Origin of the sequence: Micromonospora sp. NPDC047527 (assembly GCF_040643015.1) — a bacterium.
Taxonomy (GTDB): domain Bacteria; phylum Actinomycetota; class Actinomycetes; order Mycobacteriales; family Micromonosporaceae; genus Micromonospora.
The window spans coordinates 1489903-1506217 of sequence record NZ_JBEYTK010000001.1 but is presented as its reverse complement, the minus strand read 5'-3'; the positions used below and the strand labels follow the sequence as shown (position 1 = coordinate 1506217).

18 protein-coding genes and 1 pseudogene are annotated in these 16315 nt (G+C 73.6%); 11 read left to right on the top strand and 8 right to left on the bottom strand.

Annotation, left to right across the window (positions count from 1 at the left end):
- Nucleotides 1–23 precede the first annotated feature (23 nt).
- Nucleotides 24–1325: an NAD(P)/FAD-dependent oxidoreductase gene (locus ABZ808_RS06670; protein WP_357001817.1), complete on the top strand. Its 1302-nt coding sequence runs from the start codon at nucleotides 24–26 to the stop codon at nucleotides 1323–1325.
- Between the two features lie 25 nt (nucleotides 1326–1350).
- On the opposite strand, the gene ABZ808_RS06665 is transcribed toward ABZ808_RS06670, so the two are convergent.
- From ABZ808_RS06665 to ABZ808_RS06655, 3 genes are all read right to left on the bottom strand, one after another.
- The gene (locus ABZ808_RS06665) at nucleotides 1351–2490 is read right to left on the bottom strand and encodes an AI-2E family transporter (RefSeq protein ID WP_357001814.1); all 1140 of its coding nucleotides are present in this window, start codon (nucleotides 2488–2490) and stop codon (nucleotides 1351–1353) included.
- Nucleotides 2491–2659: 169 nt separating this feature from the next.
- On the bottom strand, nucleotides 2660–3445 hold the full coding sequence (locus tag ABZ808_RS06660; RefSeq protein ID WP_357001811.1) for a fused MFS/spermidine synthase: 786 nt from the start codon (nucleotides 3443–3445) through the stop codon (nucleotides 2660–2662).
- A gap of 99 nt (nucleotides 3446–3544) precedes the next feature.
- Complete coding sequence (locus tag ABZ808_RS06655; RefSeq protein ID WP_357001808.1) at nucleotides 3545–4522, bottom strand: DUF2267 domain-containing protein; 978 nt, start codon at nucleotides 4520–4522, stop codon at nucleotides 3545–3547.
- 199 nt (nucleotides 4523–4721) lie between these two features.
- Between ABZ808_RS06655 and ABZ808_RS06650 the strand changes: the two genes are divergently transcribed.
- Nucleotides 4722–5036: a hypothetical protein gene (locus ABZ808_RS06650; RefSeq protein ID WP_357001805.1), complete on the top strand. Its 315-nt coding sequence runs from the start codon at nucleotides 4722–4724 to the stop codon at nucleotides 5034–5036.
- Between the two features lie 204 nt (nucleotides 5037–5240).
- Here ABZ808_RS06650 and ABZ808_RS06645 read toward each other — a convergent pair whose 3' ends face one another.
- Together ABZ808_RS06645 and ABZ808_RS06640 are read right to left on the bottom strand one after the other, a co-directional pair.
- Nucleotides 5241–5585 carry an STAS domain-containing protein gene (locus tag ABZ808_RS06645; RefSeq protein ID WP_357001802.1) on the bottom strand — a complete coding sequence of 115 codons (345 nt, stop codon included), beginning with the start codon at nucleotides 5583–5585 and terminating at the stop codon, nucleotides 5241–5243.
- Nucleotides 5586–5700: 115 nt separating this feature from the next.
- Nucleotides 5701–6063, bottom strand: coding sequence for an STAS domain-containing protein (locus tag ABZ808_RS06640; RefSeq protein ID WP_357001800.1), 363 nt, complete (start codon nucleotides 6061–6063; stop codon nucleotides 5701–5703).
- 253 nt (nucleotides 6064–6316) lie between these two features.
- Between ABZ808_RS06640 and ABZ808_RS06635 the strand changes: the two genes are divergently transcribed.
- The 6 genes and pseudogenes from ABZ808_RS06635 to ABZ808_RS06610 all read left to right on the top strand — a co-directional run bounded on the left by ABZ808_RS06635 (nucleotide 6317) and on the right by ABZ808_RS06610 (nucleotide 10956).
- Nucleotides 6317–8137, top strand: a complete 1821-nt coding sequence (locus ABZ808_RS06635; RefSeq protein WP_357001797.1) for a PP2C family protein-serine/threonine phosphatase — start codon at nucleotides 6317–6319, stop codon at nucleotides 8135–8137.
- Nucleotides 8134–8328, top strand: a pseudogene (locus ABZ808_RS06630) (B12-binding domain-containing protein); the annotation flags it as partial. The gene ABZ808_RS06635 and the pseudogene ABZ808_RS06630, both read left to right, overlap by 4 nt.
- A 118-nt stretch (nucleotides 8329–8446) precedes the next feature.
- Nucleotides 8447–9187: a cobalamin B12-binding domain-containing protein gene (locus ABZ808_RS06625; RefSeq protein ID WP_357001795.1), complete on the top strand. Its 741-nt coding sequence runs from the start codon at nucleotides 8447–8449 to the stop codon at nucleotides 9185–9187.
- A 115-nt stretch (nucleotides 9188–9302) separates the two neighbouring features.
- Nucleotides 9303–9650 (top strand): STAS domain-containing protein, encoded by a 348-nt coding sequence (locus tag ABZ808_RS06620; RefSeq protein ID WP_357001793.1) that lies wholly within the window; start codon nucleotides 9303–9305, stop codon nucleotides 9648–9650.
- Between the two features lie 69 nt (nucleotides 9651–9719).
- On the top strand, nucleotides 9720–10163 hold the full coding sequence (locus ABZ808_RS06615) for a response regulator (protein WP_357001791.1): 444 nt from the start codon (nucleotides 9720–9722) through the stop codon (nucleotides 10161–10163).
- A 265-nt stretch (nucleotides 10164–10428) separates the two neighbouring features.
- Nucleotides 10429–10956 (top strand): ATPase, encoded by a 528-nt coding sequence (locus ABZ808_RS06610; RefSeq protein WP_357001789.1) that lies wholly within the window; start codon nucleotides 10429–10431, stop codon nucleotides 10954–10956.
- A gap of 22 nt (nucleotides 10957–10978) precedes the next feature.
- Here the strand turns inward: ABZ808_RS06610 and ABZ808_RS06605 are convergent, their stop codons facing one another.
- From ABZ808_RS06605 to ABZ808_RS06595, 3 genes are all read right to left on the bottom strand, one after another.
- Nucleotides 10979–11827 carry a hypothetical protein gene (locus ABZ808_RS06605; protein WP_357001787.1) on the bottom strand — a complete coding sequence of 283 codons (849 nt, stop codon included), beginning with the start codon at nucleotides 11825–11827 and terminating at the stop codon, nucleotides 10979–10981.
- A 297-nt stretch (nucleotides 11828–12124) separates the two neighbouring features.
- On the bottom strand, nucleotides 12125–12550 hold the full coding sequence (locus ABZ808_RS06600) for an OsmC family protein (RefSeq protein WP_357001784.1): 426 nt from the start codon (nucleotides 12548–12550) through the stop codon (nucleotides 12125–12127).
- A gap of 70 nt (nucleotides 12551–12620) precedes the next feature.
- Entirely contained in the window at nucleotides 12621–13559 is a 939-nt protein-coding gene (locus ABZ808_RS06595; RefSeq protein WP_357001782.1) for a serine/threonine-protein kinase, read from the bottom strand.
- A gap of 191 nt (nucleotides 13560–13750) precedes the next feature.
- Between ABZ808_RS06595 and ABZ808_RS06590 the strand changes: the two genes are divergently transcribed.
- The 3 genes from ABZ808_RS06590 (at nucleotide 13751) to ABZ808_RS06580 (ending at nucleotide 16314) form a co-directional block, all read left to right on the top strand.
- The gene (locus ABZ808_RS06590; protein WP_357001780.1) at nucleotides 13751–13981 is read left to right on the top strand and encodes a hypothetical protein; all 231 of its coding nucleotides are present in this window, start codon (nucleotides 13751–13753) and stop codon (nucleotides 13979–13981) included.
- Nucleotides 13982–14084: 103 nt separating this feature from the next.
- On the top strand, nucleotides 14085–14831 hold the full coding sequence (locus ABZ808_RS06585) for a response regulator transcription factor (protein WP_357001778.1): 747 nt from the start codon (nucleotides 14085–14087) through the stop codon (nucleotides 14829–14831).
- Nucleotides 14809–16314 (top strand): HAMP domain-containing sensor histidine kinase, encoded by a 1506-nt coding sequence (locus ABZ808_RS06580; protein WP_357001776.1) that lies wholly within the window; start codon nucleotides 14809–14811, stop codon nucleotides 16312–16314. The genes ABZ808_RS06585 and ABZ808_RS06580 overlap by 23 nt, the downstream gene beginning before the upstream one ends.
- Nucleotide 16315: the final 1 nt, after the last annotated feature.

The window sequence follows — 16315 nt, the reverse complement described above, 5'->3', positions numbered from 1 at the left end:
GCTCCGACGGGAAACGGCCCGCAATGACGAAACCTCGTGTGGTGATCGTGGGGGCCGGGTTCGCCGGTTACCACGCGGCGAAGACGTTGAGCCGGATCGCCCGGGACCGGGCCGAGATCGTGGTGCTGAACTCCACCGACTACTTCCTCTACCTGCCGCTGCTGCCGGAGGTGGCCGCCGGGGTGGTCGAGCCCAAGCGGATCGCGGTGCCGCTGACCGGGACGCTCAAGGGCGTCCGGGTGGTCATCGGCGAGGCGGACCACGTCGACCTGCAGAACCGCTGGGTCGGCTTCACCCAGGCCGAGGGCGACAAGAACCGGCTGGCGTACGACCGCCTGGTTCTCGCCGTGGGCAGCGTCAACAAGCTGCTGCCCATCCCGGGTGTCACCGAGTACGCGCACGGCTTCCGCGGCCTGCCCGAGGCCGTGTACCTGCACGATCACGTCGTCCGACAGATCGAGCTGGCCGAGCAGGCCGAGGACCCGGCAGAGCAGCAGGCCAGGGCCACCTTCGTGGTGGTCGGCGCGGGTTACACCGGCACCGAGGTCGCCGCGCACGGGCAGTTGTTCACCGACCGGCTGCACGCCCAGCGACCCCGGCTCACCGTCCGCCCCCGGTGGATGCTGCTCGACGTCGCGCCCCGGGTGCTGCCCGAGTTGGACAAGCGGATGTCGCAGACCGCCCACCGGGTGCTCGACCGGCGTGGCGTGGACGTCCGGATGGGCACCTCGGTGGCCGAGGCGACCGCCGACGGGGTGAAGCTCACCGACGGCGAGTACGTGCCCACCTGCTCGTTGGTCTGGTGTGTGGGGGTGCGCCCCGACCCGTTCGTCAGCGAGCTGGGCCTGCGCACCGAGAGGGGCCGGCTGGTGGTCGACGAGTTCCTCAACGTCCCCGGCTACCCCGAGGTGTACGCCTGCGGCGACGCCTCCGCCGTGCCCGACCTGGCCCGGCCGGGGGAGATCTGCACGATGACCGCCCAGCACGCCCAGCGGCAGGGCAAGCTCGCGGCGCACAACATTGCCGCGTCGTACGGCTTCGGCCGGCGTAAGCCGTACAAGCACCACGACCTGGGTTGGGTGGTCGACCTGGGTGGCAAGGACGCGGCGGCGAACCCGTTGCAGGTGCCGTTGGCGGGGTTGCCGGCGAAGGCGGTCACCCGGGCGTACCACCTGATGGCGATGCCGGGAAACCGCACGCGCGTCGGGGCCGACTGGGCGTTGGACGCCGCGTTGACCCGGCCGGCGGTCCAGCTGGGTCTGGTCCCGGCGAACGCGGTGCCGTTGGAGAGCACCTCGCCCGAGGTCGCGGCCCGCAGCCGCTGAGCCGGACTCGACGACCCGGCCGGTCTCAGCCCTGCGGGGCCGGACCGGCCGGTCCGCGTCGTGGCTCCTTGGAGGGCTCGGCGGAATCAGCCGGCTCGCTGGGCTCGGCCGGATCGGCGGGGGGAGCGGGGCGGAACCGGCTCGGGCCGTACTCGCGCAGCAGGGTCTGCACGATGCCGGCCGCCGGGATGGCCAGCAACGCGCCGAGCAGCCCGGCCAACTGCACCGCGAGCAGCACGCTGACCAGCACGGTCAGCGGGTTGAGCCGGACCGCGCGGGACAGGATGAGCGGCTGGAGCAGATGGTTCTCCACCTGCTGGTAGACGACGAAGAAGACGATCACGATCACCCCGGCGGTGGGGGAGTGCAGGAAACCGGCACCGATGGCGATCACCGCGCCGAGCGTCGCGCCGACCAGCGGTATCAGGTCGGTCACCGCCACCAGCAGGGCGATGACACCGGCGAACGGCACCCCGGTGAGGGTCAGCACCACGAAGGTCAACGCCCCACAGATCACACTGATCAACAGGTTGCCGGTGAGGTAACCGGTAACGGTCCGCGACACCTGCCGGCCCACGCGGCGTAACCGCGCACGCTGACCGTCCCCGGCCGCCGCGAGCACGCTGGCGGTGATCCGTGGCGCTTCCAACACCATGAGGTACGCCAACACGACGACCGTGACCAGCCCCGCGACCGTCTCCACGATGCCGCGCAGCACGACCACAGCCGGTTGCCGCAGCCCGGTGCCGACGTCACGCAGCTCCCCGGAGTGGTCGGCGAGGAAGCGTCGGGCGCCGGTGCGTTCCAGCAGGTGCCCCAGTGGGCCGCGCCCGGCGCGGGCGTCGCGCAGCATCTCCGGCGCCCGATCGGCGAACCGGGCCAGGTCGTCCAGCAGCGGCACCAGGATGACCGTGGCCACGACGGCCAGGACCACGAACGCGGCGAGGAACACCAGCAGCGTGGCGACCGCTCGCCGCCGGACGAAGCGGCTCTGCAGCCGGTCCACGGCCGGTTTGAGCGCGATCGCGAAGAAGGCGGCCACCACGATCCAGATCAGCACCCGGTGGGTCGCGTACACGAAGGCCAGCGCGAGTGCGGTCGCCAGCACCAGGCCGATCACGATCAGGGCGCGGCGGGCGGTCGCCCGATCGTCGGCGTTGCTCACCCGTCGCGCCTTCCCCGCGCTCGGCGTCGGAAACCCGGCATCCCGGCCGGGACCGGCCCTTCCGGGTCGAGCTGCCGCTTCGCCCGGTGCCGGGTGGCGGTTGCGTCGGCGCCGGGGTGGCGTGCGGCGGGTCACGGGCGCCTGTCTGCGCCGGGGTGGCGTGCGGCGGTCAGCCGGCGGTGTCGTCGGTGCGGGGCTGGGCGCCGGCGACGAACGTGTCGAGCGCGGCGGCGTGCAGCAGCCCACCGGGCACCGGGTCGCGCAGGGCGGCGACGGCCAGCCGGCCGACCGGTAACCCGCCTGGTCGGGCCGTCGCGGCGAGCACCAGGTTGCCGTAGCGCCGCCCGCGCAGCATCCGCCGGTCGCCGAACACGCAGACGTCCCCGAAGACCGCCCGCAGCGTCGCCACCTGGACCCGGGTGCCGACCAGCGGCGGCAGGTCGGTGACGTTGACCAGGTACAGGCCGTCGGGGCGCAGGGTCCGGGCCACCTTGGCCGCGAACTCCACGGTGCGTACGTGTCGGGGCATCTGAGCCGCCCGGTAGATGTCGGCGATCACCAGGTCGCAGCTGCCGGCCGGGGTGTCGGTGAGCGCGTCCCGGGCGTCGGCGACCTCCACCCGCACCTCCTCGGGCAGCGGTGGCAGCTCCCGGGCGACCAGGTCGACGACCGCCCGGTCGCGTTCGACGACCCGCTGTCGGGAGCCCGGCCGGGTGGCGGCCAGCCAGCGTGGCAGGGTCAACGCCCCGCCGCCGAGGTGCAGCACGTCCAGCGGGACGCCCGCCGGGGCGGCCAGCTCCACCGCCGAGGCGATCCGCCGGACGTACTCGAAATGCAGGTGCAGTGGATCCTCGACGTCCACGTACGACTGCTCGACACCGGCGGAGAGCAGCGTACGTCCGGTCCGGCGGACCGGATCGGCGACCAACTCCAACCGGTCGGCAGCGCGATTCATGTCCGGCACGCTAACCGAGCCACCCCCGGACACGGCCGACGGGCCGGCGGCGCGGGGCGTACCCCGCGTCCGCCGGCCCGCGTGCGCCGGTGCTACCGGTCAACCGCCGGCCATCCCGGCGCCCACCTCGTCGATCGCGTCGTCGATCGAGTGGGCGAGGTCCACGTCGAGGGCGGTCACCCCGCCGGCCTGGGTGGTACGCACGGTCAGCACGGCTGCCGTGCCGCCGGGGCGTCCGATGCTCGGGCCGCGCCCGGTCTCCCGGCGCAGTCGGTCGAGCCGGTCGAGCACCCGGTCCAGGTTGTCCGGCGGCAGCGCGACCACGCGGTACAGGCCGTCGCTGTCGCCCGCCCAGTAGGGCAGGTTGTCCAGCGCCGCCCGCAGTTGGGCGTCGTCCAGCGTGGGCGTGGTCGTGGAGGCGCCGACGATGCCGCCGCCGGCAGCCGGCGCGTTCAGCAGTTCCCGCAGGCCATCGGGTACGTGCAGCGACTCGACCAGGTCGCCGTCGTGGTCGGCGAGCGCGGCGAGCGTCGCCTCCGCCTGATAGCGGGCCTGCTCGGGCGTACGCCCGCTGATCCGGCCCACCTCGGCCAGGAAGCCGGGCAGGTCCTGGTGCCGCTCGATGCCGTCGACGGGTACGACGTCGTGCAGTGAGTTCGGCACCGCCGCGAGCAGCCGCTGCCGTTCGGCGGCGCCCAGGGCGAAGGCCAGGACCAGGACGGTCGCCTCGGCACCCACCTTGGCCGTCTTGAAGTCGACGCCGGCCCGACGCCGGACGTCGTCGACCAGGTCGTGGTAGCCCAGACTGGTCACCTCGGCCGCACCGGACCCTGGGGGCGGTTGCGGACGTGGATTGTCCGGGGTACCGACGGGCGGCGGAGCCGGTCCACCGCGCGTGCTGTCCGACTTGTGCCGTCCGGCCGGCTGTGGGCCGGCTCGCTTACCCTGGTCAAGGCTGGTGAGCTGCTTGGAGGCGCTCAGGCTGGCGCCGAACTGACTGGGCTGGCTGCCCTGCTCGCGGGCCTGCCGGGCCAGTGCCCGGCGGCGTTGGTTGTCGCCCTCCATCTGCTTGCGCATGTGACACCCCTTCCGCTGGGGATCGATCCTGCGCCCGTCGCCTTCCCGCCGTCCCGGGAGCCGAAACGGACGCCGCCGGCCGGGTAGGACCGGGCGCGGCCGGGCTTCATCCGGCGCGGGTGAGGGGTGCTCACCCACGCGTCCGCCAGGATCGGCTCAGGACCGCAGTTCTTCCGAGGCACGCGGAAGGAAGGTCGTCATGAAACGGATCGTCGAGATCGTCCCCGCCCGACCCGGCTGGTACGCCCGCTGGCAGCTCACGCCCGACGCCACCCGCTGCTATCCGGTGAGCCTGTGGGCGCTGCTGGAGGAGGCCGACGGCACCGGCCGGGAAGTGGTCGGCATGGACTGCATCGGCCAGTGGCCCGGTGGGGACGACAACGAGATGGGTGGGGAGTTCGTCCGCTATCTGTATCACACGCCCGATTCGGGACAACCCGAGGACGTCGAACCCCCGCCCACCGGCGAGCTTCGCGACAGCGGCCCCCGGCTCCAGCCGGTGACCGCGCCCTAGACCTTCCTCCGGCCCCCGACCCCAGGTCCCAGGGTCGGGGGCCACCCCCCTTTTCCCGCTCGTCGTCGCCAGCCGGAGCGACGTGACGCGGCAGTGCCACGCGCGGCAGTCACGCGCGTGGCGTGGTGGTCGTCGCGCGTCGCGATCCCGCGCGTCGCGTTGTCGCGGGCGCGGCGTGGCCGCATAGCCCTTGACGCGTGGCTGTCAGCCGATGGCGCGGAGGTTGTCCCCGTCGGCGGCGCTCTGCACGGCCAGCAGCTCGGCGAGACCGGTGCGGTCAAGCATCTGCTGGACCTGCGCACTGACCCCGGTCAGTCGTACCGACCCGGCGGCGCGGTGTGCCATCAGCAGGGCACTGAGCCCGGAGGAGTCGCAGAGGCTGACCCCGGTCAGGTCGATGGTCAACTGCTGGTGGCCCTCGCCCGGCAGCTCGGCCACCGCGGTGACCAGCTCGGGAGCGGTGTCGTAGTCGAGCTCGCCACTCAGCCGCAACCGGATGTGCCCGCCGTCGAGCCGGGTCACCTCAATGGTCAACAGCTGGTGGGACATTCCACCATGGTCCCAGCCCTTGTGCGGAACGCCAACCCGGGGCGGCGACCCTGCCCGGCGCGCGGTCGCCGTGGGCGGGGACGGTCCCTCCCCGACGGGCTCGTCGACCCCGACCTCACGCGGTGGCGGCGGGTCGCTCGTGGTGGTCGAGCCCGGTGACGGTCCGGGGGGTCGCCCGCAGGGGCCGACCGAGCAGCCCGGCCACGCCGGTGATGTCCAGGATGACCGCCAGGAAGCGGGGGACCGCCCGCAGTCGCAGCGTCGTGCCGGCCTGCTGCCCCGCCCGCCAGGCGTGCACGATCACGGCGAGCCCGGTGCTGTCGATGAAGTGCAGGTCGGCGAAGTCCAGTACGACGGTGTGCGGCGCGTCGGCGAGCACCCGGTCGACCTCGACGCGCAGCGGCGCGGCGGTCGCGTACGCCAACTCACCGCCGACCTGGATCAGGGAAACGTCGGGGTCGCTCTGGTCGACGGACACGCGCAGTGGTGTCGCGTCGGGTCGCAGCCCTGGGGATAGCACGATCACGCCCTTCCGGATGCCTCCGGCCCGGCCGGTTGAAGGGGATCGTAACAACGGTCGACCGGCCCCGCCCGGTACGCGACCGGAGGCCCGCGAGCTGCCGTGAGGTGCCGCAGGTGGCGGATCGGCGTAGGGTTGGCCGAACAGATTTGACCACAGACGCCGGTTCCGGGACGGGTTCGGGTGGACGACAAGGAGTGAGGCTCAGCTGGTGACTGCATCCGACGTCAGGGACTGGGACCCGGGCGACGGACGGATCTCCACGCCGAGCACCACACGGCCGCAGGCGTGGTCCGCCGACGCCCAGTCCTGGTCCACCGCCGCGCTGCCGGCGCTGGCCCCCGACCGCGATCAGGGCACACCGGCCTGGTCCGAGGTCGTCGAGCACTTCCGCGAGGGCCTGGTGGTCTGCGACGCCGATGGTGTCGTGCGTCATGTCAGCCCGGTCGCCGAACGACTGCTGCCCGAGGTGACGCCCGGCGAGCCGCTCGCCTCGGCCGCCATACCCGGTCTGGGTGAGCAGGGCGCGGGCGGCTTCCACCATCGCGGTCGCCGGCTCAGCGCCCGACAGGTGCCACTGTCCGCCGGCCGGTGCTGCTGGTACGTCGAAGACGTCACCGAGAGCGTCAGCCGCGCCGACGCCCTGCTCGCCGAGCGTGCCCGCTCTGCCTTCCTGGCGGTGGTGGGCGACAAACTGGGCAATCCGCTGCACCCCGATCGGGCCGCCGCCGCGGTCGTACGGCTCGCCGTGCCGACCCTGGCCGAGGTGTCCGTGCTGGTGTTGGCGCCGCGCGCCGGGCGAGCCCGCTGGTGGCGGGCCTCCCGGGCCGACGACGAGGCGCCGATGGTCGACAGCGGTGTGTTGGCCGAGAGCGACCTGCCGACCGCCATCGCCGACGGGTTGACCGGGGTCGAGCCGCACGCCGTCGACTGGTTGGTGGAGCAGGCCGTCGACGCCGGATGGCTGCCCGGTCTGGCGGGTGTGGCCAGCGCTGCCCGGGTCGTTCCGGTGCCCGGCCGGGACGCCCCGGCGGGGGTGCTGCTGGTCGCCCGCCGGGCCAGCCGTTGGTATGACGAGGACGACGTCCACCTGCTGCGCGCGTTCGCGGCCCGTTCCGGCGCGGCGTTGACCACCGCGCTGCTCTACCGCGACCAGGCGGAGGTGGCCGACACCCTGCAGGCCAGCCTGCTGCCCGTGGAGCCAGCCGAGACGGCCGGCGTGCAGTGGGGCACCGCCTACCGGCCGGCGCAGGCGGGGCTGCGCATCGGCGGTGACTTTTATGGTTCGCACCGGCTCGCCGACGGCGGTTCGGTGTTCTTCCTCGGCGACGTGTCCGGCAAGGGTGTCGAGGCGGCCGTCTTCACCGGTCAGCTTCGTCAGTGCCTGCAGGCGTTGCACCGGGTGGAGTCGCATCCGGGGCGGCTGTTGCGGCTGCTCAACGACGCGCTGCTGGAGACGACCCAGGCCCACGGCCAGGGCCGTTTCGCCACCATCGTGCTGGGGGTGGCGCGTCCGCAGCGCGACGGGAGCATCACCCTCACCATGGCGGGGGGTGGGCACCTGCCGCCGCTGGTGCTGCGCGCCTCCGGCGAGGTCGAGTCGGTGCCGCTGCGCGGCATGTTGATCGGGGTGGTGCCCGATCCCCGTGTCGGTGAGGTGACCGTCCGGCTGGCGCCGGGCGAGACGTGCCTGCTCTACAGCGACGGGGTGACCGAGGCCCGTGGTGGCCGGCGAGGCGACGAGCAGTTCGGCACGGAGCGGCTGACCGCCGCCGTGACCGGGTGCCAGCGAATGCCGGCGCCCGCCCTGGCCGAGCGCGTCGAGCAGGTCACCTGTGACTGGTTGGCGCACGGCGACCACGACGACATCGCGGTCCTGGCGCTGCGCGCGGTCGGCCCGAGTTCGCGCGCCGCACGGCACCTGCACTCGGTGCCGACGCCCGATGAGCAGCCCGCCGGTGCTGACGAGCAGCCCGCCGGTGCCGAGGAGCAGCCCGCCGGGCCCGACGAGCAGAGGGAGAGCCCTGCGTGACCGCCCCCGCCGCCACCACCGACCCGACCGACGCCTACCCGGGCTATCTGGGCTGCCTCGCCGACGCCGACGAGCACGCCGCGATCGACGTGGCGCTCGGCCTGCTCGACGCGGGTCTGCCGCCCGAGCGGGTGCTGCTCGATCTGGTGGCGCCGGCTCAGTCCGAGGTGGGTGAGCGGTGGGCGCGCAACGAGTGGAGCGTGGCCCAGGAGCACGCGGCGACCCACATCAGCGAGCGGGTCGTGGCGGCGGTGGCCGCGCACGCCAACGCCCGTCCGACCGGCGGCCGGGTCGTGGTGGCCGGCCTGCATGGACGGCGAGTGGCACGCGTTGCCGCCCCGGCTGGTGGCCGAGGTGCTGCGGCTGCGCGGCTGGCAGGTGACGTTCCTGGGTGCCAGCGTGCCGGCGGCGCACCTGGTGTCGTATCTGCACCGGCACGACGCGCAGGCGGTGGCGCTGGCCTGCGCGCTGCCGATGCGGCTGCCGCACGCGCACCGGATGATCGAGGCGTGTCGGCGGTCGGACGTGCCGGTGGTGGTCGGTGGGCGAGGGTTCGGCGTGGACGGCCGGTGGGCGGCTCGGCTCGGTGCGGCCTGGGCGCCCGACGCGCCCTCGGCGTCCGAGTTGATCGGCGACGAGCGGGCGCTGCGGCGGGTCCCGGCGGCACAGTTGGCGCACCTGGCCGACGACGAGTACGCGAGCCTGGTCCGCCGCCGGGGGGAACTGATCGACAGCGCGCTCACCGACCTGCGCGAGCGGGTGCCGGCGGCACGGTCGTACACGGCCGCCCAGCTCGACGCGACGGTGAGCGACCTGGGGCACATCGTGGACTCCCTGGCCGCCGCGCTGTACGTCGACGACGCCTCGCTGTTCACCGAGTTCGTCCAGTGGCTGGTGGGGATCCTGGCCAGTCGGGGAGTGCCCGCCAGCGCGGTGGGCCTGACCCTGGGGCACTACGCCACCGTGCTGCGCGACTTTCCCCGGGCGGCGCACACGTTGGCCCTGAGCCGCGCCGGGTTGCCCAGCGCCGGCCCCGGAGCCGCGTGTTGACCGCCCGTCCGACGGCAATCCGGTTGATCACCGCGCCGTCCGGCGGGCTGCCCTCCTCTGCGTATACTTGCCGCACTGCAAACGTCCCACCAGCGGTGGAGCGAGGGGGAGCACGGTGACGTTCAGCGTCAGCTACGCCGGGCGTGACGGCGGTAGCGTCTGCCTGCGGCTCGCCGGTGAGCTGGACATGAGCACCGCCCCCGAGTTGACCGCGGCGATCGATCGGCTGACCGCAGCCGGTGAGCGCCGGATGGTGCTCGACCTCTCCGACCTGACCTTCTGCGACTCCACCGGGATGGCCGTGTTCGTCCGAGGTGACAACCGGGCCGCGGCGGACGGGGGGTGGCTGCGCCTCACCGGCGCCGTCGGCCGGGTCGACCGGGTGCTGCGGGTCACGGGTCTGGCCGAGGTGCTGCGGTACCAGCCCGACAGCATCGACCCGGCCTCCCGCAGCGCGTCCTGATGGGCTAGATTTCCCCGCCGACGTGTTGAACGTTTCGGTCCCGTTCCGCCCGACCCGAGGCAGGTAGTGATGGGCGACAGCCCGAAGCCGGTACGCATCCTGGTCGTCGACGACGACCCGGGTGACGTGCTGATGATCGAGGAAGCGTTGGCCGACTCCGACGTTGACAAGGTCATCGACGTGGTCAGCGACGGCGAGGAGGCGATGGAGTTCCTCCGGGCCGAGGGCCGGCACAGCGACGCCCGCCGACCGGACGTCATCCTGCTGGATCTGAACATGCCCCGGATGGACGGGCGTCAGGTGCTCGGCGCGGTCAAGCAGGACGAGGATCTGCGGACGATCCCGGTCGTTGTGCTGACCACCTCCAACGCGGACACCGACATCGTCGGCAGCTACACGTTGCAGGCCAACGCGTACGTCACCAAGCCCATCGACCTGGACGACTTCAACGACGTGGTGCGCCGCATCGACGAGTTCTTCGGCCGGGTCGTCGTGCTGCCCAAGCGCGGCTGACTCGCCCGGTCAACCGCCGGCATGTCGCCCAGATCGACATGCCTCGGCCGGGTCGGACCGGACGCTTAGGTGATGATCCACTCCACATCGTCGACGTGGGGGTATCCACGGCACCGGGATACCCCCAGATCGGCGATGTGGAGTGGATCAACCCACCCCCGCCGCTCGCATGCTGAACAATTTTCCCGAACCCCCTCGGCCGCTGCCCTCGCGGTCGAGGATCCAGGTGGGGGAAGTGACAGCAGCTGCCTGGGGGGGCGACAGCATGAGGTTCACCGTCGTGAAGACCGGTTACGACCAGCGGCAGGTGGATTCCTGCCTGGATGAGCTGGGGATCCGGTTGTCCCGGCTCGCGGCCCGCGCGGAGGGTGCCGCCGGCGCGACCCGGGAGTGGGACGAGATCCGCCAGGAGGCCGCCTGGCTCAGCGGCCTGCTCCAGCGGCTGGACCTCGACGACGCCGGCACCACTCGCCGGGCTGGTGACGCCGTGCGGCGGGAGGCGGCCGAGATCCTGGCCCAGGCCCGTTTCGAGCTGGACGAGGCCCGCGAGGAGGCTCGACGGGTACGCGAGCAGGCGTACGCGGACGCCGTGCAGGCCCGGCGCGACTTCGAGGCGGCCCTGTACGCGCGCCGGCGACGCGAGGCGCTGGTGGACGAGGTCCTCAGCGGGGTGACCGTCGAGCCGGTGCCCGCCGACACCGCGACCGCTGCGGCGGGCACGGGCGTACCGGCGACCCGGGCGGCGGCCGGCGGCCGGGACGCGGGGCCACCGACCGGCCGCGCGACCCGGTGAGAGCAGGCGTGCGTGTCGGTGCTCAGGCGGTGAGTGCCGCCGCGACGACGCTGGCGCGGTCCTCGTGCTGGGCGTACGCGTCGGGGTAGGCGGAGATCTGCACGGCCTGGGCAGCGCTGGTGACGCTCATGTCCTGCCAGCCCGGGATCTCGTTGAGCGCGGTGTAGAAGGCCCGAGCGGCGTACGACGGGCGCATCAGCTCGGCCACCGTGCCCCAGCCGCTGCTGGGCCGCTGCTGGAAGAGGCCGACCGAGTCGTGGTCGGAGCCGCTGCCCTGGTGCGGATAGCGCGTGGATTCCGGCAGCACGTCGCTGGCCAGGTTGTAGAGGTTGCTCTCCTGCATGGCGGTCGCCAGCGCCACGACCAGGGCGCGGCGCGGCATCTTCAGCTCCAGCCCGACGTCCACGATGATTTTCGCGTTGTCCATCTGCGCCTGGTCGAGCCCGGCGACCGGTCGGGGTCGGCGGGGCTTGACGGGCTTCTTGGGCGCCTTGCGGGTGGCGGTGGGGGTGGGCGTCGGCGACGCCGTCGGGGTGGGGACGACCCGCGCCGGGGCGACGTCGCGGTCCAGCGACCGGGAGGCGCGTCCGTCGGCGATGGCGGCGCGGTCGGCGACCGCCTCGGCCAGGGGCTCCACGGGGCGGGGGGTGTCCTCGACGCCGCGGGCGGTGGCGACGGCGGCGAGTCCGAGGCAGCAGGTGACGCCGGTGGCCAGGGCGACCCGGATCGGGGTGGAGCCGAGCAGGGCGCGGCGGGGCGGGTCGGGGGCCCGGTGACGGCCGATCGTCCGTTCGGTTGAGGTGACGTCGCCTGAGCGGGTGGTCGGGCGCGCGACGGTCAGCTTCTGGTCGGAGGGGTCGTCGGGATGCACCTGCCGAGGCTAGAGAGTCGGCGGCGCGATGCGATCGGCCCCTACGGTGGCATGCGCCACAATTTGCCCCGATCTCGTGGGGCAGAGCGGGTGGCAAGCCACTTAAGCGGCGTAACCTCGCCGATCAGACGAGAACGGTATTCCCGATTCGCCGGGACGAGCTGGTCACGGCTGCGCGTCGGCGTACCGGCGCGAATCCACCGGTTCTGGTCACCCGTTAGCCGGGTGCCAGGCGGCCCGAACGGGCGGCGGAGACGCCGACCGTTCGGCGGAACGGCCCGCCGCGACGCCGAACGGTCAGTGCCGGCCGTTCTCCGCCGGGGTGACGGTCAGCCGGTGCCGACTGTTGTCGCCGCTGGAGAAGGGCCAGAGCCGGTCGGCGTACTCGACCAGGTCGGCCAGTTGCGCCCGGCTCAGGCCGGCGGACGAGATCGAGGCGTGCACGTCGGCCCGGTAGCGGCCGTCGTCGTCGCGCCCCAGCTTCGCCTCCGCCCGCACCTGGACCGTGTGCGCCTCGTCGGTGATCTCCCCGGCCGCCTCCACCGCCGCGTGGTGCAGGCAGGACGCGAAGGCGGCGGCCAACAACTGCTCCGGCCGCAGCCCGGTGCAGTGCGCCGCCAGTGGCGACGCCAGCGCGGTGGAGAGCCCGCCATCGTCGGTGCGTACGTGGCCGCCCTCGGCGGTCGCGGTGGCCTCATGCAGCCAGGAACTCGGATCCGGCATGGCGTTCCTCCCGTTGCTCACCGCCCGGCTACCCGGCCGTGGGTCGGCGAAACGCCGTGGCCCCCCGCCGTCAGCCCCCGCCCGGCCCGTCGACCAGCGACATCGCCTCGGTGGCGTCCGTGGCGGCCCGCTCGGTCCACGGTGACGTCGGAGCGGGTCGGCGTGGCGTGGGCAGCGCCATCGGCACGTACACCCGGGCGTCCACGGCCTCGGCCAGCAGCAGCGCGGCGACCAGGCTGGTCGGGCGGCGTGCCGGGTCGTCGGCCAGGCAGGAGCGGCACAACTCGGCCACCTCCGGCGGGAGCCCGTCGATCTCGGGCAGCGGCTCCGGTGGCCGGGACCGACGCGCGCCCAGCAGCTCGACGGGGCTGCCTGCCCGGTACGGCAGCCGACTGGTGAGGCAGTAGTAGAGCAGCACGCCGAGGGCGTACATGTCGGCGGCGGGGGTGGCCGGCGCACCGTCGAGCTGCTCCGGTGCCAGGTATGCCGGGGTGCCCACCACCATCCCGTCCGGCATCGGATCCCGCGCGCCGGTCGGTGTGGCGATGCCGAAGTCGAGCACCTTCACGCCGGCCGGGGTGAGCATGACGTTGGCTGGCTTCACGTCGCGGTGCACGATGCCGCTGGTGTGGGCCGCGGCCAGTGCGGCGGCGACCTCCGCGCAGACGCGTACCGAGATGCGCCAGTCCAGCGGGCCGGACCGTAGGTGCACGGCGAGCGTCTCGCCCTCGGCCAGCTCCATCACGATGTAGGGCAGCCGGTGACCGGGCAGCGTCGAGCAGGTGCCGAAGTCGTGCACGCTCGCCACGTTCGGGTGCACCAGTCGGGCCGCGTTGCGGGCCTCGGTGCGGATCCGGTCCACCGTGTCGTGCTGGCCGTCCGGCCCAGGGGAGATCAGCTTCACCGCCACCGGCCGGTCCAGCACGCGGTCGTGGGCACGCCACACCTCGGACATCCCGCCCACCCCGATGCGCTGTTCGAGCTGGTACCGCCCGTCCAGCGTGCGCATCGACCACTCCTCACCCTCGTCCCGCCGGCGGCGGGTGCCTCCGGTTGCGGTACCCGGGGTCCGAGCTGGGCAAACCGTCGCCGACGTCGCGGGTGCCCGATCCCGCCCTGGGCCGTGGGTGGGTGCGGTAGCTTGCGAGCCAGGGGCCGGCGTCACTGAGCGTGCCGGCATGGTCACCGAGGGGCGGCGTGATGGGTGAGGTCACCGTACGCTTCGTCGGCGGGCCCGGGGACGGCTTGGTCCGGCAGTTGCCCGCCGATCCGGGCGGCGCTCCGCCGCAGCGGTGGATCATGCGGCACCCGGACGGCACCGGCCCGACGCAGCCCGGCCCCGACCACCTCTACGAGCGCGACCGGCCGGACGGCCTGGGCGGCTGGAGCATGCGGTACGTGCGCACCGACGCGTTCGGGGTGTCCGAGTGACCACGCGCCGGTGACGGTATCGGCCCACCCTCGGTACGGCCGCACAGCTGGCGCACAGCTGAGGCATGGGCGTGCCACAGGCGACATGCCCACGATGGGGGGCATGGTCATGGACGGGCAGGTCGCGCCGACCCGGATCGAGTTGCGCCGCCCCGACGGCGAACCGGTGCGGGTGTTGGTGGTCGACGATGAGGCGACGCTGACGGATCTGCTGTCGATGGCGCTGCGGTACGAGGGCTGGCAGGTGCGTACGGCCGGCAACGGCATGGCGGCGCTGAGCGCGGCGCGGCAGTTCCAGCCGGACGCCGTGGTGCTCGACGTGATGCTGCCCGACCTGGACGGCTTCCAGGTGCTGCGCCGGCTACGGGAGCACGCCCCCACCGTCCCGGTGCTCTTCCTGACCGCCCGTGACGCGGTCGAGGAACGCATCGCCGGGTTGACTGTGGGCGGCGACGACTACGTCACCAAGCCGTTCAGCCTGGAGGAGGTGATCGCCCGGCTGCGTGCGCTGCTGCGCCGCTCCGGCTTCGCGGTCGCCGCCCGGGAGGAGGCGGTGCTGACCGTCGGCGACCTCAGCCTCGACGAGGACAGCCACGAGGTCCGTCGCGACGGCCAGTTGATCACCCTCACCGCCACCGAGTTCGAGCTGCTGCGCTATCTGATGCGCAACCCGCGTCGGGTGCTCAGCAAGGCGCAGATCCTCGACCGGGTGTGGAACTACGACTTCGGCGGTCAGGCCAACGTGGTGGAGCTGTACATCTCGTACCTGCGCAAGAAGATCGACGCCGGGCGTCCGCCGATGATCCACACCTTGCGCGGCGCGGGCTATGTCCTCAAACCCGCCGAGTGACCGCCGGCCCCTGCGGGCCGTCCGCCGCTGGCTGGCCGGCCGGTCGCTGCGGACCCGGCTGGTCCTCGCCCTGCTCGCGCTCTTCGCCCTGGTCAGCGTCGCCATCGGCGGCCTGACCACGATCGCGCTGCGGCACTTCCTGATCGAGCGGCTCGACGCCCAACTGGTCCCCGCCACGGCCATGCGGGACGACCACCCCGGCCGCCCCACCTTCCCGGGGCGAGGACCGGCCGTCCCGCCCGGCTCGCCGCCCGGCTCGGTGGTCGCCGAGATCAGCGACGGTCGGGTGACGGGCGCGTCGGCCCTGACCAACAGCCCCTCCACCGAGCAGCCCTTTCCCAACGAGCAGGCCGTCGCGGTCGACCAGGTCGCCGTGCTGGCCGACCTGCCGGTCGGCGCCGCGCCGCGCACCGTCGACCTCGGCGAGCGGGGCGACTACCGGGCCGTGGCCCGGCAGTTCCGCGACGGCCGGGTACGCGTCGTCGCCATCCCGCTCTCCGGCGTCCAGGAGACCGTCTGGTGGATGGTCGCCGCGCAGGCCGGAGTAGCCGCCGTCGGGCTGCTCATCGCCGGTGCCGCCGGCGCGTTGATCGTGCGGGCCGCGCTGCGACCGCTGAACCGGGTGGCCGCCACGGCCACCCGGGTCACCGAGCTGCCGCTGGACCGCGGCGAGGTCGCGCTCGCCGTCCGGGTCCCGGCCGGCGACACCGACCCGAGGACCGAGGTCGGCCAGGTCGGCGCGGCGCTCAACCGGATGCTCGGCCACGTCGCCGACGCGCTGGCCGCCCGACAGGCCAGCGAGACCCGGGTACGCCAGTTCGTCGCCGACGCCAGCCACGAGCTGCGCACCCCCCTCGCGGCGATCCGGGGGTACGCCGAGGTGGCTCGGCGTGGCCGCGACCAGGTCCCCGCCGACGTGGCGCACGCCCTGCGCCGCGTCGAGTCGGAGAGCACCCGGATGACCACCCTCGTCGACGACCTGCTGCTGCTGGCCCGACTCGACACCGGTCGACCGCTCGCGGTCGAGCCGGTCGACCTGTCCGTCCTGGTGGTCGACGCCGTCAGCGACGCGCACGTGGCCGGTCCGGAGCACCGCTGGCAGCTCGACCTGCCGGAGGTGGAGATCACCGTCCCCGGCGACGCCGCCCGCCTGCACCAGGTGGTGGCGAACCTGCTGGCCAACGCCCGCGTGCACACCCCGCCCGGCACGACGGTCACCACCACGCTGACCGTCGAGGGGGACAGCGCCGTGCTCACCGTCGCCGACGACGGGCCGGGGGTGCCGGCGGAGCTGCGACCGGAGATGTTCGAACGGTTCGCCCGTGGCGACAGCTCCCGGTCCCGCGAGCACGGCAGCACCGGACTCGGCCTGGCGATCGTGGCGGCCGTGGTGGAGGCCCACCGCGGCGCCGTATCGGTCGAGAGCCGACCCGGCCGGACCGTGTTCACCGTCCGCCTGCCGAATCCCACAGCCGGCGCATAGG